Here is a 13,604-nt window from a genome sequence, read left to right as displayed (position 1 = left end):
ACACGCGAACGGAGCAGACAACAGATGAAGAAACGGATTCTCCCCGGCCTTGCGGTAGTCGGCCTGGCGACCCTGCTGACCGCCTGCGGCTTCCAGCTGCGTGGCACCGGCGAAACCCGCCTGACCGTCAACGAGCTGAACCTGACGGCGCGCGACGCCTATGGCCAGACCGTCAAGGACGTGCGCGATATGCTCGAGGACGCCCATGTGCGGATCAGCTCGGGCGCGCCCTACACCCTGGATCTGGGTGGCGAAGCCCAGAGCGAGCGTACCGCCAGCTACACCAGCGGTGCCCGCAGTGCCGAGGTCGAGCTGACCACCCGTCAGCCCTATACCATCGTCGGTAAGAACCAGGCGGTGCTGGTCAGCGACTACTTGGAAACCCAGCGCTACTACGTGACCGACCAGAACAACATCGTCGGTTCCGAGCAGCAGAAGGACCAGCTGCGTCGCGAGATGCGCCGCGAACTGGTGCAGCAGCTGGCCGCCCGCCTGCAGGCCCTGACACCGGAGCGCCTGGAGAAGCTGCAGCGCGACGCCGATGCCCGTGCCGCCGCCAAGGCCGACGCCGACCGCCGTGCCCGCGAGTCCGCCCCGCCGCAGCAGTCGCCGATCGACATCCCCACCCCCGCGCGCTAAGCGCCGCACCCGGAGCCGCAAGGCTCCGGTTTGCCATTCCGGTTCAGCATGAAACTCAACGCCAATCAGCTGGGCAAGCAGCTCCAGGGCTCGCTGTCCGCCGTCTATGCGGTCAGCGGCGATGAGCCCCTGCTCTGCCAGGAAGCCAGCGATGCCATTCGTGGTGCGGCCCGCGCCCAGGGCTTCGACGAGCGTGAGGTCTTCGACGTCGATGCCGGTTTCGACTGGGGTCGTCTCTACGAGGCCGGCGCTAGCCTCTCGCTGTTCGCGCAGAAACGCATCCTCGAATTGCGCCTGCCCACCGGTAAGCCGGGCGACAAGGGCTCCGCCGCCCTGCTCGACTACCTCGCCCGCCCGGCAGAGGACACCCTGCTGCTGATCAGCCTGCCGCGCCTCGATGCCGCCGCGCAGAAGACCAAATGGGCCAAGGCCCTGCTGGAGCACCCGCAGGTGCAATTCGTGCAGATCTGGCCGGTGGAACTGGCGCAGCTGCCACAGTGGATCAACCAGCGCCTGTCGCGCCTGGGGCTGGCCGCCACCCCTGAAGCCGTCGAGCTGATCGCCGAGCGGGTGGAAGGCAACCTGCTGGCCGCCGCCCAGGAGATCGAAAAGCTCCGCCTGCTCATCGAAGGCTCCCAGGTGGACGCCGAGACCGTGCGTGCCTCGGTGGCCGACAGCGCCCGCTACGACGTCTTCGGCCTGCTGGATGCCGCCCTGGCCGGCGATGCGGAGCACGCCCTGCGCATCCTCGAAGGCCTGCGCGGCGAAGGCGTGGAAGCCGCCGTGGTGCTCTGGGCGCTGGCCCGGGAACTGCGCCTGCTGGCCAACCTGGCCCATCTGCAGGAAAGCGGTACGCCGCTGGATCGTGCCTTCACCCAGGTCAAGCCGCCGGTATGGGACAAGCGGCGCCCGCTGGTCGGCCGCGCTCTGCAGCGCCAGGGTGCCCGCCGACTGGAAGCCCTGTTGCGCGACGCCCAGGTCGCCGACGAACAGATCAAGGGCCAGGCGCCCGGCGAGGTCTGGCTGACCCTGGCCAGCCTGGCGCTGACGCTCGCCGGCAAGCGGCTGGCCCTGCCCCGCTCCTGATGCTGGGCGTGTCTTGCAATCCACGGCCCTTGCAATAGACTGGCGCGCCCCCATCAAGGGGGAACCCCCATCACTCGGAGCCCGCACCATGGCCAAGAAATACAGTCGCGGCCCCAACAAGGCCAAGGTCCTCGTCAGCGATCCCCGTTATCGCCCGCGCCAGGAAAAACCCGCCAAGGGCAAAGGCAGCTACCGCCGCGAAGCCTTCTCGTTGCAAGACGAGAAGGCTTCGGTCTTTCTGGCCGCCTGAAAGCCGCGCGCAGACGCCTGACAGACGTCAGGACCCGGGCCGTGCTAAGGTGAGCCTTCCTGCCTAGACGTCCGGTGGAGACAGATGCAATTCGGGAAAACCCGCGGATTCAAGACCGGCGGCCTCCTCGCCGGAACCCTGGTCACCCTGCTGACCGCCGCCCTGGCCGCCTGCGCCCAGACTCCGACGACGCCCACCGCGGCGCCCTCTTCGCCCTCCTCGTCCAAACCCGCACCCGCGGCGAACGCCCCCGCTGCGGCGGCCGAGGCCATGCCGCAGCCGGAGGAAAGTTTCGAGCAGTGGCGCACCAGGTTCCGGGCCCTGGCCCTGGGTCGGGGCATATCCGTCGCCACCTTCGACCAGGCCTTCGCTGGCGTGCAACCCGATCCGGCGGTGATCGCCGCCGATCGCAGCCAGCCGGAATTCACCAAGCCGGTCTGGGAATACCTGGAATCCGCCGTCTCGCCCCTGCGGGTGCGCAATGGCAAGAGTCTGCTGATCCAGCAGGCCGGGCTGCTGGCCTCGCTAGAAGCCCGCTACGGCATCGAGCCGGCGCGCCTGGTCGCCTTCTGGGGCATGGAGAGCAACTACGGCAACAACATGGGCAACAAGGGCGTCATCCGCTCCCTGGCCACCCTCGCCTACGAAGGTCGCCGCCCGGACTTCGCCCAGGACCAGCTCATCGCCGCCCTCGGCATCCTGCAGCACGGTGACGTCACCGCCGACCGCATGATCGGCTCCTGGGCCGGCGCCATGGGCCAGACCCAGTTCATCCCTACCACCTACGACCAGTACGCGGTGGACTTCGACGGCGACGGTCGCCGCGACATCTGGGGTTCCACCGCCGATGCCCTGGCCTCCACCGCCAACTACCTCAAGGCCTCCGGCTGGCAGGACGGCAAGCCCTGGGGCTACGAGGTCCGGGTACCGGCCAACTTCGACTACAGCCTGGCCGACATGGGCGTGCGCAAGAGCCTGGCCGAGTGGAACACCCTGGGCATCCAGGGCCTCGGCCTGCCGCAACCGGCCGCCCAGCCGAGCGACAGCGCTTCGCTGCTGCTGCCCGCCGGCCATCGCGGCCCGGCCTTCCTGGTGTTCAACAATTTCCGCACCATCCTCAAGTACAACAACTCCAGCTCCTATGCCCTGGGTGTGGCGCTGCTCTCGGAGCGCTATCGCGACGCCGGCCAGATCGCCGGCAACTGGCCCACCGACGATCTGCCGCTGAGCCGCAGCGAGCGCGTCGAACTGCAGCAGCGCCTGGCCGCGCTGGGCCTGGATCCGGGCAGCGCCGACGGCATCATCGGCGCCAATACCCGCAAGGCCATCCGCGCCTATCAGCAGTCCCAGGGCTGGCCGGCCGACGGCTATCCCAATCATCAGCTGCTGGACAAACTGCGCGGCTGACGCCCGCTGGCGATCCGTGTCTCAACCGAGATCGGGTCGCCGATCAGCGCGCTTCGACACCCTCCCTTCCGGTCTCCACCAGCACCTCCAGCAAGGCTACCGCCGCCGGCGACAGCTCGTTGCCGTCCCGGTAGCCCACCACCAGTTCGCGACGCGCCCAGGCATCGCGCAGCGGGTGGCTGACCAGCGCCACGCCCGGTCCTGCCCGGAGCAGACTCGCGGCCGGCAGGATCGCCACGCCCAGGCCGCGGGCGACCAGGGCACAGGCCTGGATCGGACTCGGTACCCGAATGCGGATCGCCAGCTCCCGGCCCCACTGCGCCGCCTGGGCCTCCACATGCAGCTGCAGGGCATTGCCATGGGACAGGCCAACGAAAGGCTGCTCAAGCAGTCCGGCGAAGTCGACCGCCTCGCCATCCCTGCACGTCAGGCGACCCGGCGCCGTGACCAGCACCAGGGGATCCGCCCGGAACGACCGGACCTGCAGCCCTTCCAAACCTGGCGCCGCCACGAAGATTCCCAGGTCAGCACGACCTTCGCGGAGCGCCAGCACTATGCGTGAGCTGGGCAGCTCCTCGACTTCCAGGTCCACCCTGGGCTGCGCCTGGAGGAAAGCGGCCAGGGGCTCATCCAGATGCTCCATCACCGCAGCACCGTTGCCCAACAGCCGCACCCGTGTACGACTGTCCGCCACCGCGCCAGCCAGGTCCTGGTCCATTTCCTCCAGCCGCGACAGGATCGCCCGGGCATGGCGCTCCAGGGTCACGCCAGCCGGCGTGGGGCGTACACCACGCGCGTGGCGGATCAGCAGCGGCGTTCCCAGGCTGTCTTCCAGAGCCTTGATGCGGGCACTGGCGGAAGGCAGCGCCAGGTGGCTCCGTTCGGCGCCCAGGGTGATGCTGCGCGCTGCCACGACGTGGAGAAACAGACGCAGGTCGAGCAGGTCGTAGCGCATCGCCGGAGAGCCTCTGTGCCGACCGTAGGCAGCCTTCGTCAATCCCGGCTTCTCACCTGCGGTCCTGAAATCCATGGTAACGCCTCCACCCGAGGAGGCGACCATGACCCTGCTGCTCTGTACCCTGATTTTCGTGCTCGCGGGTCTGACCAAAGGCGTACTGGGCCTGGGCCTGCCCACCGTCGCCATGAGTCTGCTGGCACTGCTGATGACACCCGCCGAAGCCGCCGCCCTGTTGCTGATCCCCTCCCTGCTCACCAATGTCTGGCAATTCTGCGCCGGTCCCTCGCCCTGGCAGACGTTCAAACGCCTGTTACCGCTGCAACTGGCCCTGGTGCCGGGCACCCTGCTCAGCATCCCGCTGCTGACCGGCGGTGATGGCGCCGGACTCGCCGCCGCGCTCGGTGCGGTGCTGGTCGCCTACGGCCTGATCGGCTGGACGGGCTGGCGCCTGCCCGCACCCGGTCGTCATGCAGGGAAGGTCGCTCCGCTGGTGGGTTTCGTCACGGGTCTGATCACCGGCATGACCGGCGTCTTCGTGCTGCCGGCGGTGCCCTATCTGCAAAGCCTGGCGCTGGACAAGGAACAGCTGATCGAGGCCCTGGGGCTGAGCTTCACCGTCGCCACCCTGGCCCTGCTGGTGGGTCTCTGGTGGCAGAACGGACTGGCGGTCGAGCGCCTGGGTGCTTCCAGTCTGTTGCTGCTCCCGGCCCTCCTGGGCATGGGACTGGGCCAGCGCGTGCGCCGGCATCTCGATGAGCGCCTGTTCCGCCGCCTGTTTTTTGCTGGATTGCTGCTGCTGGGAGCCTACGCCGTCCTGCATTATCTGCTGCGCCTGGGCTATCTTGGCTGAATCCGTCACAGTGCTGTCAGGTCCAGCCGGTGTAGGCTGCACCTTCGACGGGCAGCAGGGTCTATGGGCGTAATTGAAGGGTCGCCGTGCCACGGCGCCCCTTCAGACCCGGGCCTGTGCCCGACCGCTGCCTTTTTCCGACGTATACAGGACGCTTTCATGACGCTCGCTCCCAACGCAGGACGCCTCCCCGACGAGAATACCCTGACCCACCTGCCGCGCCTGGTGGCACGCTACTACAGCGATCGCCCCGACCCCAGCGATCCGGGTCAGCAGGTCGCCTTTGGCACCTCCGGGCACCGCGGTTCCTCGCTCAAGGGCAGCTTCAACGAATGGCACATCCTCGCCATCACCCAGGCCATCTGCGAATACCGCAAGGCCCAGGGCGTCGACGGCCCGCTGTTCATGGGCATGGACACCCATGCGCTGTCCGAGCCGGCCTTCATCTCCGCCCTGGAAGTGCTCGCCGCCAACGGCGTGGAAGTGCGCATCGACGCCGGTTGCGCCGAGACCAACGGCGAGCCGGGCTATACGCCCACCCCGGCGCTGTCCAACGCCATCCTCGAATACAACGCCGGCCGCAGCTCGGGCCTGGCCGATGGCATCGTCATCACCCCGTCGCACAATCCGCCGGCCGATGGCGGCTTCAAGTACAACCCCACCAATGGCGGCCCGGCCGACACCAACGTCACCAAGAGTATTCAGGACCGCGCCAATGCCCTGCTGGTGGCCGGTCTCGACGGCGTCAAGCGGATGGATTACCGCCAGGCGCTCAAGGCGTCCACCACCCATAAGTTCGATTTCCTCGACAGCTATGTCGGCGGCCTGGGCCAGGTCATCGACCTGGACGCCATCCGCGGCTCCGGCCTGACCTTTGGCGTCGATCCCCTCGGCGGCGCCGGGGTGCACTACTGGCCGCGCATCGCCGAGCGCTATGGCCTGCCGCTGGAGGTGCTGTCGACCCGCGTCGACCAGACCTTCCGCTTCATGCGCCTGGATTGGGACGGCAAGATCCGCATGGACTGCAGCTCGCCCCACGCCATGGCCGGCCTGATCGAGAACAAGGACAGATTCGACGTCTCCTTCGCCTGCGACACCGACCATGACCGCCACGGCATCGTCGCCCGCTCGGTGGGCCTGCTCAACCCCAACCACTACCTGGCGGTGGCCATCGAATACCTCTTCACCCATAGACCGCAGTGGAGCCCGCAGGCCGGCATCGGCAAGACCCTGGTGTCCTCCTCGATGATCGACCGGGTGGCTCAGGGCATCGGCCGCCAGGTGGTGGAAGTGCCGGTAGGCTTCAAGTGGTTCGTCGACGGCCTGCTGGATGGCAGCCTGGGCTTCGGTGGCGAGGAATCCGCCGGCGCGTCCTTCCTGCGCAAGGCCGGCGGCGCCTGGTCCACCGACAAGGACGGCCTCATCCTCGGCCTGCTGGCCGCGGAAATCACCGCCGTGACCGGCAAGGATCCGGGCGAGCGCTACCAGGCGCTGACCGAACGCTTCGGCGCCCCGGTCTACCAGCGCATCGACGCCGCCGCCGACCGCGAGCAGAAGGCCCGCCTCGGCAAGCTCTCCGCCGCCCAGGTCACCGCCAAGGAGCTGGCCGGCCAGCCGATCACCGCCATCCTCACCGAGGCGCCCGGCAACGGCGCCGCCATCGGTGGCCTCAAGGTGGTCACCGAGAACGGCTGGTTCGCCGCCCGTCCCTCCGGTACCGAGGACGTCTACAAGATCTACGCCGAGAGCTTCGAGGGCGAAGCCCACCTGGGTCGCATCCAGGAAGAAGCCAAGGCGCTGGTGGATGGCGTGCTGCGCGGCTGACGGCGCGCGCCCTCACCCCAACCCTCTCCCCAGGGAGAGGGCGCTGAAAGCGGATCGGCGGGGGTGAAGGTGTCTATCCACAAAAAAGGGCAGCCCGTGGCTGCCCTTTTCCATTGCGACGCGAGGATCAGCTGATCTTCTTGGCGCCGTGCGCCTGCTGGTCGGCATGGTACGAGGAACGCACCAGCGGACCCGAGGCCACGTTCTTGAAGCCCATCCTGGCGCCTTCCTCGGCAAACCAGGCGAAGGTATCCGGATGGACGAAACGCTGCACCGGCAGGTGGTTGCGCGAAGGCTGCAGGTACTGGCCGAGGGTCAGCATGTCGATCTCGTGCTCGCGCATGCGCTGCATGACCTCGATGACTTCCTCGTCGGTCTCGCCCAGGCCCAGCATCAGGCCGGACTTGGTCGGCACGTGGGGCACGCGCTTCTTGAAGTTCTGCAGCAGGTCCAGCGACCACTCGAAGTCCGAACCCGGGCGCGCCGCCTTGTACAGGCGCGGCACGGTCTCCAGGTTATGGTTGAAGACATCCGGCGGCTCCTGCTCGGTGATGGCCAGGGCGACGTCCATGCGACCGCGATAGTCCGGCACCAGGGTCTCCAGCTGGATGCCGGGGGTCAGCTTGCGGATCTCGCGCAGGCAGTCGACGAAGTGCTGGGCACCGCCGTCGCGCAGGTCGTCGCGGTCCACCGAGGTGATGACCACGTACTTCAGCCCTAGGTCGGCGATGGCCACCGCCAGATTCTTCGGCTCGTCCACGTCCAGCGGCTTCGGTCGGCCATGGCCGACGTCGCAGAAGGGGCAGCGACGGGTGCAGATATCACCCATGATCATGAAGGTGGCGGTGCCACCGGAGAAGCACTCGCCCAGGTTGGGGCAGGAGGCCTCTTCGCAGACACTGTGCAGCTTGTGCTTGCGCAGCAGCTGCTTGATGCGCTCGACCTCGGGGGTGACCGGGATGCGCACGCGGATCCAGTCCGGCTTGCGCGGCAGCTCCTCGGTGGGAATGATCTTTACCGGGATGCGCGCGACCTTTTCGGCGCCGCGCAGCTTGACGCCGGCTTCCACCTTGCTGGGGCGAGCGGGCGGGGTAAGGGTCTGGACGCTGTCTTGTACTGTAGTGGTCATGTCAATCCGATTCCAGGGTGATCGGTTCGGGGTAGCCCAGGCGCAGACTCAGGTGACGGACCAGAGACTCGCGGACCTCGTCGAAAGCTAGTGGCCCGGTCACCAGATCGCGGAGCTGGGTCATGGCCAGGCCGGCATAACCGCAGGGGTTGATCCGGCGGAAGGGTGCCAGATCCATGTCAACGTTGAGCGCCAGGCCGTGGAAGGACCGGCCATTGCGGATGCGCAGGCCCAGGGAGGCGATCTTGGCGCCATCCACATAGACACCCGGCGCATCGGCCCGGGCCGCGGCCTGCACGCCCCAGTCGGCGAGCAGCGCGATCAGGCTGTCTTCCATGGCGCTGACCAATTCTCGCACGCCCAGGCCCTTGCGGCGAACATCCAGCAGCACATAGGCGATGAGCTGACCGGGACCATGGTACGTGACCTGGCCGCCGCGATCGACCTGCACCACCGGAATGTCGCCCACGGCGAGCAGGTGCTCGGGCTTGCCGGCCTGCCCCTGGGTGAAGACCGCAGGATGCTGCAGCAGCCAGAGTTCGTCGGGAGTCGCAGGGCCGCGCTCGTCGGTGAAGCGGCGCATGGCCTCCAGGGTCGCCTCGTAGGGCCGCAGGCCCCAGCGGCGCACGCCCAGGCTGGCCGGGGCGGGAGTGCTCATCAGATCACCATGTGCACGCGGCCGGTGGCGCGCAGATCCTGGTGTATGGCCTGCAGCTGCTCCACGCCGGTGGCGGTGATGAGCACCTGCACGGAGAGGAAACGGCCGTTGCGACTGTCGCGGGTCACCAGGGTGTCGCGCTCCAGATCCGGCGCATGGCGCTGGACGATGTCGAGCACCAGCTCGGCGAAGTCGGCACCGGCATCGCCGATCACCTTGATCGGATAGCGCGGGCAGGGAAATTCGATCTTTGGGGGTTGAACGTCTTCGGTCATGCGGACTTCCAGGCCGATCGCGGTCGGCAGGGGGTGAAAGGCCCGCAGATGCGGGCCTTTGCAGGGTGACGGATCAGTTGAACAAGCCGTAGAAGAACAGTCGAATGCTATCCCACAGGCGACGGAAGAGGCCACCCTCCTCGACCGGCTGCAGGGCAACCAGGTCGGCGGTGTGCACCACCTTGTCATCCAGCTTCACCTCGACCTTGCCGATCACCTGGCCCTGGGCGATGGGTGCGATCAGCTGCGGATTGAGCACCATCTCGGCGTGCAGCTTCTTGGCCTGGCCGCGCGGCAGGGTCATGGTCAGGTCGTTGGCCAGACCGGCCTGGACTTCGCGGGTGTCACCCTTCCATACCGGCGCCTTGGCCAGCTCGGTGCCCTTCTTGTAGAAGGACTGGGTTTCGAAGAAGCGGAAGCCGTAGGTCAGCAGCTTCTGGGTCTCGGCGGCGCGGGCCTGCTCGCTGTTGGTGCCGAACACCACGGCGACCAGGCGCATGCCATCGCGCACGGCCGAGGCCACCAGGCAGTAGCCGGCTTCGTCGGTGTGGCCGGTCTTCAGGCCGTCGACGGTCTTGTCGCGCCACAGCAGCAGGTTGCGGTTGGGCTGCTTGATGTTGTTCCAGAAGAATTCCTTCTGGGAGTAGATGGCGTAGTGCTGGGCATCGGCATTGATGATGGCGCGCGCCAGGATCGCCATGTCGTGGGCCGAGGAATAGTGGTTCGGGTCCGGCAGGCCGGTGGCGTCCATGAAGTGGGTGTTCTGCATGCCCAGCTTCTGCGCGGTGGTGTTCATCATGTCGGCGAAGGCGTCTTCGCTGCCGGCGATATGCTCGGCCAGGGCGACGCTGGCGTCGTTGCCGGACTGGATGATGATGCCGTGCAGCAGGTCACCGACCGACACCTGCGTGCCGACCTTGATGAACATCCGCGAACCGCCAGTACGCCAGGCGTGCTCGCTGACGGTGACCATGTCCGATTCCTTGATGCGACCCCGGTTGATTTCCAGGGTGGCGATGTAGGCGGTCATCAGCTTGGTCAGGCTGGCCGGCGGCAGGCGCTGGTCGGAGTTGGATTCGGTGAGCACGGCGCCGCTGTTGGCATCCATGAGAATCCAGGCCTTGGCGGCCAGCTGGGGCGCTGCCGGAACCATTGTCTCGGCCGCCCAGACGGCCGGGACACAGGCGATCGTTACTAGGAGGAGCAGGCGTCGAGCGAGTTTTGCGATTGTCATCCGAATCTCTGAAAGGTTGGGGTATGGCAGGAGCAGCGGACCCAGACCGCTCGGTCCACGGCGATCCGCGCGAAGCGCATCACGACGGCTGGGACCGGCGACTGGGCGTCATGAAGCATCCCTGCTTCAATCCGGTTGCACGAGAGACGCCTGACCCAGGCGGGCCACGCGTACGCTGTTCTGGAGCTGGGACACCTCAGCCGGCTGGACCGGTCCGAGGCGGACCCGATGCAAGGTCTGCTGGTTGCGCACCGTCGAACTGATGAACACCGGGGCACCGGTCAGGTCGCTGAGCTTGTCCTTGAGCAATTCCGCAGCGTCCGGATTGGCGAAGGCCGCCACCTGCAGATAGAGCCCAGCGGCTGGGACAGAAACGTTTTTTTTTGCGTCGACGGCCGCGGGCGTCACCGGCTCGGCGTGCTGGTTGACCGGTGGCGTATAGGTCTCGATGGCGCCGAAGGTCTGGGTCTCGGTGGTTTTCTGCGGCACCGGCGCCTGGCGCGGCTGGGCCAGCACCATCGGCACCGCCTGGCCACGCTGGGCCCAGTACTGCTGCGGATCTATGCCTTCGACGCTGACCCGGGCGGTGCCGATCTCGGCGTAGCCGAGCTTCTTGGCGGCAGCGAAGGACAGGTCGATGACCCGGTCGGAATAGAAGGGACCGCGGTCGTTGACGCGCAGGATCACGCTGCGGCCGTTGTCCAGGTTGGTGACCCGCACATAGCTGGGCAGCGGCAGGGTCTTGTGCGCCGCGGTCATGCCGTAGAGGTCGTAGGTCTCGCCGTTGGCGGTGGCCTGACCGTGGAACTTGGTGCCGTACCAGGAGGCGGTGCCGGTCGCGCGGTAGTTGCGCGAATCGGTCAGCGGGAAATAGGTCTTGCCCAGCACGGTGTAGGGATTGTTCTTCAGCGGCCCGTTGTAGGGCATGGGCACGGCGTCGGGGATCCGGCTGACGTCCACGTCCCACCAGGGCGCGCCGTCACGGTGCGGACGCAGGTAGCCGCCCGGCCCGGCCACGCCCTTGCTGGTCGGCTTGGGCGCCTGGCTGGAGCAGCTCACCAGCAGCAGGCCGACGCCCAGGCAACCGGCCAGGCGCGCCAGGGCAGTCAGGCGCATCACGGCTTGGCACCCTCCGCGGCATGGCGCTCGGCGATGGCGTTCGCCAGATCGGTTACCGCCATGGCGTACATGACGCTGCGGTTGTATCGGGTAATGGCGTAGAAATTGGGCAGGCCCATCCAGTACTCCGGTCCCTTGTCTCCGTCGAGGCGGAACGAGGTTACACGCAAATCGTCACGCAGGGCAGGGTCTTGGGCGTTCCAGCCCAGGGCGCGCAGCTCGGCGACGCTCTTGACCGGCTCGATCCCGGCCACCACGCCCTCCTCCACCCGCTCGCCACTGACCTGGGCGCGGATGGCGGTCGGTCCGCGACCGGACCAGCCGTGGCGCTTGAAGTAGTTGGCCACGCTGCCGATGGCGTCGGTGGGATCGGACCAGATATTGATGTGGCCGTCGCCGTCGAAGTCCACCGCATAGGCGCGGAAGCTGCCCGGCATGAATTGCGGCAGACCCATGGCGCCGGCGTAGGAACCGGTGAGGCTGAGCGGATCGACCTGCTGTTCGCGGGCCAAGAGCAGGAATTCGCGCAGCTGGCTGCGGAAGAAGGGCGCGCGGGGCGGATAGTCGAAGGCCAGGGTCGACAGCGCGTCCAGCACCCGGTAGTTGCCGGTGTTGCGACCGTAGAAGGTTTCCACGCCAATGATGGCGACGATGAACTGAGCCGGCACGTCGTATTCGCGCTCGGCGCGCGCCAGCGCCTCTTCGTGGGCCTTCCAGAAATCGACGCCCTGGGCGATGCGCCGATCGGTGATGAAGATGGGGCGGTATTCGCTCCAGGGCTTGACCCGCTCGGCCGGTCGCGAGATGGCGTCGAGGATGGCCTGCTTGCGCTCGACCTCGCCGAACAGCGCCTGCAGCTGTTCCGGGGCGAAGCCATAGCTCTGACTCATCTCGGCGATGAAGTCGCGCGTCAGCGGTGCCGCGTCGTAGTCACCCGCGACGACGCCGGTCGTCACGCCCATCGCCCCCGCGAGCCCGAGGCTCAGCAGGCAGCGACGCATCCATCCCATTGTCGGCATCTAACCCTTCTTTGTTGCGTGTTAAACCTGGGCGATCCACTTGCGGTGCGTGTGGATCGACATCAAAACTCCAAACCCGGTGAACAAGGTGACCACCGAGGTGCCGCCATAGCTGATGAATGGCAGCGGTACGCCCACCACGGGCAAGAGCCCGCTGACCATGCCGATGTTGACGAAGACATAGACGAAGAAGGTCATGGTCACGCCGCCGGCGAGCAACTTGCCGAACAACGTCTGGGCCTGCACCGTGATGGTCAGGCCGCGACCGATCAGCAGCAGATAGAGCACCAGCAGCAGGCAGACGCCGACCATGCCGAACTCTTCGCCGAGGACGGCAATGATAAAGTCCGTGTGACTTTCCGGCAAAAAATCCAGATGTGACTGGGTACCCAGCAGCCAGCCCTTGCCGAACACCCCGCCCGAGCCGATGGCGGCCTTGGACTGGATGATGTTCCAGCCGGCACCCAGCGGATCCATCTCCGGATCGAGGAAGGTCAGGATCCGGCGCTTCTGGTAATCGTGCAGGACAAAGAACCACATGGCCACGGCCATGGGCACCGCGGCGCTCAACGCGCCGATCAGCCAACGCCACTGCAGGCCGCCGACGAACAGCACGAAGCCGCCCGAGGCCAGCACCAGCATGGCGGTGCCGAGGTCGGGCTGGTCGAGGATCAGCACGAAGGGCACCACCACCAGCGACAGGCTGATCAGGCTGTGCTTGAAGTTGGGCGGCAGGCTGCGCTTGGACAGGTACCAGGCCATCATCATGGGCATCAGCAGCTTCATGAATTCCGACGGCTGGAAGCGGATGACCCCGGGAATGTTGATCCAGCGGGTGGCACCCATGGCGTTGTGGCCCATGACGTCCACCACCACCAGCAGGGCCACGCCGATCACGTAGCCGAGGGGCACCCAGCGCGCCATGAAGCGTGGTTCGAGCTGGGCGACGACGGCCATGGCCACCAGCCCGAGGCCAAAGGAGCTGGCCTGCTTGAACAGCAGGTCGAGATTGCGCCCGCCCGCGGAATAGAGGACGAACAGTCCGGTCGCCCCCAGCATCACCAGCAGGATCAGCAGCGGGCCATCGATGTGCAGGCGCTGCAGCAGGGTGGCGCGCCGCTTCATCACGTCCCCTTCGGGGATGGTGCGATCGAAG

At 67.1% G+C, this 13,604-nt stretch carries 14 protein-coding genes; 6 read left to right on the top strand and 8 right to left on the bottom strand.

The genetic code is table 11. The annotated features are described in order from the left end of the window. Positions 1-24 precede the first annotated feature (24 nt). The 4 genes from QMX82_RS12980 to QMX82_RS12965 all read left to right on the top strand — a co-directional run bounded on the left by QMX82_RS12980 (position 25) and on the right by QMX82_RS12965 (position 3,382). Positions 25-639 carry an LPS-assembly lipoprotein LptE gene (locus QMX82_RS12980; RefSeq protein ID WP_133859965.1) on the top strand — a complete coding sequence of 205 codons (615 nt, stop codon included), beginning with the start codon at positions 25-27 and terminating at the stop codon, positions 637-639. Positions 640-687: 48 nt separating this feature from the next. Beyond that, positions 688-1,725: a DNA polymerase III subunit delta gene (gene holA / locus QMX82_RS12975; protein WP_282284145.1), complete on the top strand. Its 1,038-nt coding sequence runs from the start codon at positions 688-690 to the stop codon at positions 1,723-1,725. An 88-nt stretch (positions 1,726-1,813) separates the two neighbouring features. Further along, positions 1,814-1,975: an alternative ribosome rescue factor ArfA gene (arfA, locus tag QMX82_RS12970; RefSeq protein ID WP_158896189.1), complete on the top strand. Its 162-nt coding sequence runs from the start codon at positions 1,814-1,816 to the stop codon at positions 1,973-1,975. An 84-nt stretch (positions 1,976-2,059) separates the two neighbouring features. Next, the gene (locus QMX82_RS12965; protein ID WP_282284142.1) at positions 2,060-3,382 is read left to right on the top strand and encodes a lytic murein transglycosylase; all 1,323 of its coding nucleotides are present in this window, start codon (positions 2,060-2,062) and stop codon (positions 3,380-3,382) included. A gap of 43 nt (positions 3,383-3,425) precedes the next feature. Here QMX82_RS12965 and QMX82_RS12960 read toward each other — a convergent pair whose 3' ends face one another. Further along, the gene (locus tag QMX82_RS12960; protein WP_282284140.1) at positions 3,426-4,337 is read right to left on the bottom strand and encodes a LysR family transcriptional regulator; all 912 of its coding nucleotides are present in this window, start codon (positions 4,335-4,337) and stop codon (positions 3,426-3,428) included. 103 nt (positions 4,338-4,440) lie between these two features. Between QMX82_RS12960 and QMX82_RS12955 the strand changes: the two genes are divergently transcribed. Together QMX82_RS12955 and pgm are read left to right on the top strand one after the other, a co-directional pair. Then, a complete protein-coding gene (locus tag QMX82_RS12955; RefSeq protein ID WP_282284138.1) occupies positions 4,441-5,190 on the top strand; it encodes a sulfite exporter TauE/SafE family protein in 750 nt (249 codons plus the stop codon). 159 nt (positions 5,191-5,349) lie between these two features. Beyond that, entirely contained in the window at positions 5,350-7,014 is a 1,665-nt protein-coding gene (gene pgm, locus QMX82_RS12950) for a phosphoglucomutase (alpha-D-glucose-1,6-bisphosphate-dependent) (protein WP_282284137.1), read from the top strand. Positions 7,015-7,141: 127 nt separating this feature from the next. Here pgm and lipA read toward each other — a convergent pair whose 3' ends face one another. From lipA to rodA, 7 genes are all read right to left on the bottom strand, one after another. After that, positions 7,142-8,143 carry a lipoyl synthase gene (gene lipA, locus QMX82_RS12945; protein WP_187978593.1) on the bottom strand — a complete coding sequence of 334 codons (1,002 nt, stop codon included), beginning with the start codon at positions 8,141-8,143 and terminating at the stop codon, positions 7,142-7,144. Between the two features lies 1 nt (position 8,144). Beyond that, the gene (gene lipB, locus QMX82_RS12940) at positions 8,145-8,801 is read right to left on the bottom strand and encodes a lipoyl(octanoyl) transferase LipB (protein WP_183631280.1); all 657 of its coding nucleotides are present in this window, start codon (positions 8,799-8,801) and stop codon (positions 8,145-8,147) included. Next, entirely contained in the window at positions 8,801-9,076 is a 276-nt protein-coding gene (locus QMX82_RS12935) for a DUF493 domain-containing protein (RefSeq protein ID WP_158894460.1), read from the bottom strand. The genes lipB and QMX82_RS12935 overlap by 1 nt, the downstream gene beginning before the upstream one ends. A 73-nt stretch (positions 9,077-9,149) precedes the next feature. After that, the gene (locus QMX82_RS12930; RefSeq protein ID WP_133863156.1) at positions 9,150-10,310 is read right to left on the bottom strand and encodes a D-alanyl-D-alanine carboxypeptidase family protein; all 1,161 of its coding nucleotides are present in this window, start codon (positions 10,308-10,310) and stop codon (positions 9,150-9,152) included. Between the two features lie 126 nt (positions 10,311-10,436). Next, entirely contained in the window at positions 10,437-11,426 is a 990-nt protein-coding gene (locus QMX82_RS12925; protein ID WP_208694927.1) for a septal ring lytic transglycosylase RlpA family protein, read from the bottom strand. Next, positions 11,426-12,430 carry a lytic murein transglycosylase B gene (mltB, locus tag QMX82_RS12920; protein WP_371099744.1) on the bottom strand — a complete coding sequence of 335 codons (1,005 nt, stop codon included), beginning with the start codon at positions 12,428-12,430 and terminating at the stop codon, positions 11,426-11,428. Before mltB ends, QMX82_RS12925 begins: the two co-directional genes overlap by 1 nt. Positions 12,431-12,469: 39 nt before the next feature. Beyond that, positions 12,470-13,573: a rod shape-determining protein RodA gene (gene rodA, locus QMX82_RS12915; protein WP_282284183.1), complete on the bottom strand. Its 1,104-nt coding sequence runs from the start codon at positions 13,571-13,573 to the stop codon at positions 12,470-12,472. Positions 13,574-13,604: the final 31 nt, after the last annotated feature.

The organism is Pseudomonas sp. PS02302 (genome assembly GCF_029959585.1).
In the GTDB taxonomy this organism is placed as follows: Bacteria; Pseudomonadota; Gammaproteobacteria; order Pseudomonadales; family Pseudomonadaceae; genus Chryseomonas; species Chryseomonas aestiva.
Note: the sequence above shows the minus strand (reverse complement) of the source record. Positions and strands in the feature narration are given on the sequence as shown.

Bases quoted from the DNA above. Each gene is read 5' to 3' on its own strand.
- QMX82_RS12980 (WP_133859965.1), top strand. From the start codon at position 25: ATGAAGAAACGGATTCTCCCCGGCCTTGCGGTAGTCGGCCTGGCGACC.
- holA (WP_282284145.1), top strand. From the start codon at position 688: ATGAAACTCAACGCCAATCAGCTGGGCAAGCAGCTCCAGGGCTCGCTG.
- arfA (WP_158896189.1), top strand. From the start codon at position 1,814: ATGGCCAAGAAATACAGTCGCGGCCCCAACAAGGCCAAGGTCCTCGTC.
- QMX82_RS12965 (WP_282284142.1), top strand. From the start codon at position 2,060: ATGCAATTCGGGAAAACCCGCGGATTCAAGACCGGCGGCCTCCTCGCC.
- QMX82_RS12960 (WP_282284140.1), bottom strand. From the start codon at position 4,337: ATGCGCTACGACCTGCTCGACCTGCGTCTGTTTCTCCACGTCGTGGCA.
- QMX82_RS12955 (WP_282284138.1), top strand. From the start codon at position 4,441: ATGACCCTGCTGCTCTGTACCCTGATTTTCGTGCTCGCGGGTCTGACC.
- pgm (WP_282284137.1), top strand. From the start codon at position 5,350: ATGACGCTCGCTCCCAACGCAGGACGCCTCCCCGACGAGAATACCCTG.
- lipA (WP_187978593.1), bottom strand. From the start codon at position 8,143: ATGACCACTACAGTACAAGACAGCGTCCAGACCCTTACCCCGCCCGCT.
- lipB (WP_183631280.1), bottom strand. From the start codon at position 8,801: ATGAGCACTCCCGCCCCGGCCAGCCTGGGCGTGCGCCGCTGGGGCCTG.
- QMX82_RS12935 (WP_158894460.1), bottom strand. From the start codon at position 9,076: ATGACCGAAGACGTTCAACCCCCAAAGATCGAATTTCCCTGCCCGCGC.
- QMX82_RS12930 (WP_133863156.1), bottom strand. From the start codon at position 10,310: ATGACAATCGCAAAACTCGCTCGACGCCTGCTCCTCCTAGTAACGATC.
- QMX82_RS12925 (WP_208694927.1), bottom strand. From the start codon at position 11,426: ATGCGCCTGACTGCCCTGGCGCGCCTGGCCGGTTGCCTGGGCGTCGGC.
- mltB (WP_371099744.1), bottom strand. From the start codon at position 12,430: ATGCGTCGCTGCCTGCTGAGCCTCGGGCTCGCGGGGGCGATGGGCGTG.
- rodA (WP_282284183.1), bottom strand. From the start codon at position 13,573: ATGAAGCGGCGCGCCACCCTGCTGCAGCGCCTGCACATCGATGGCCCG.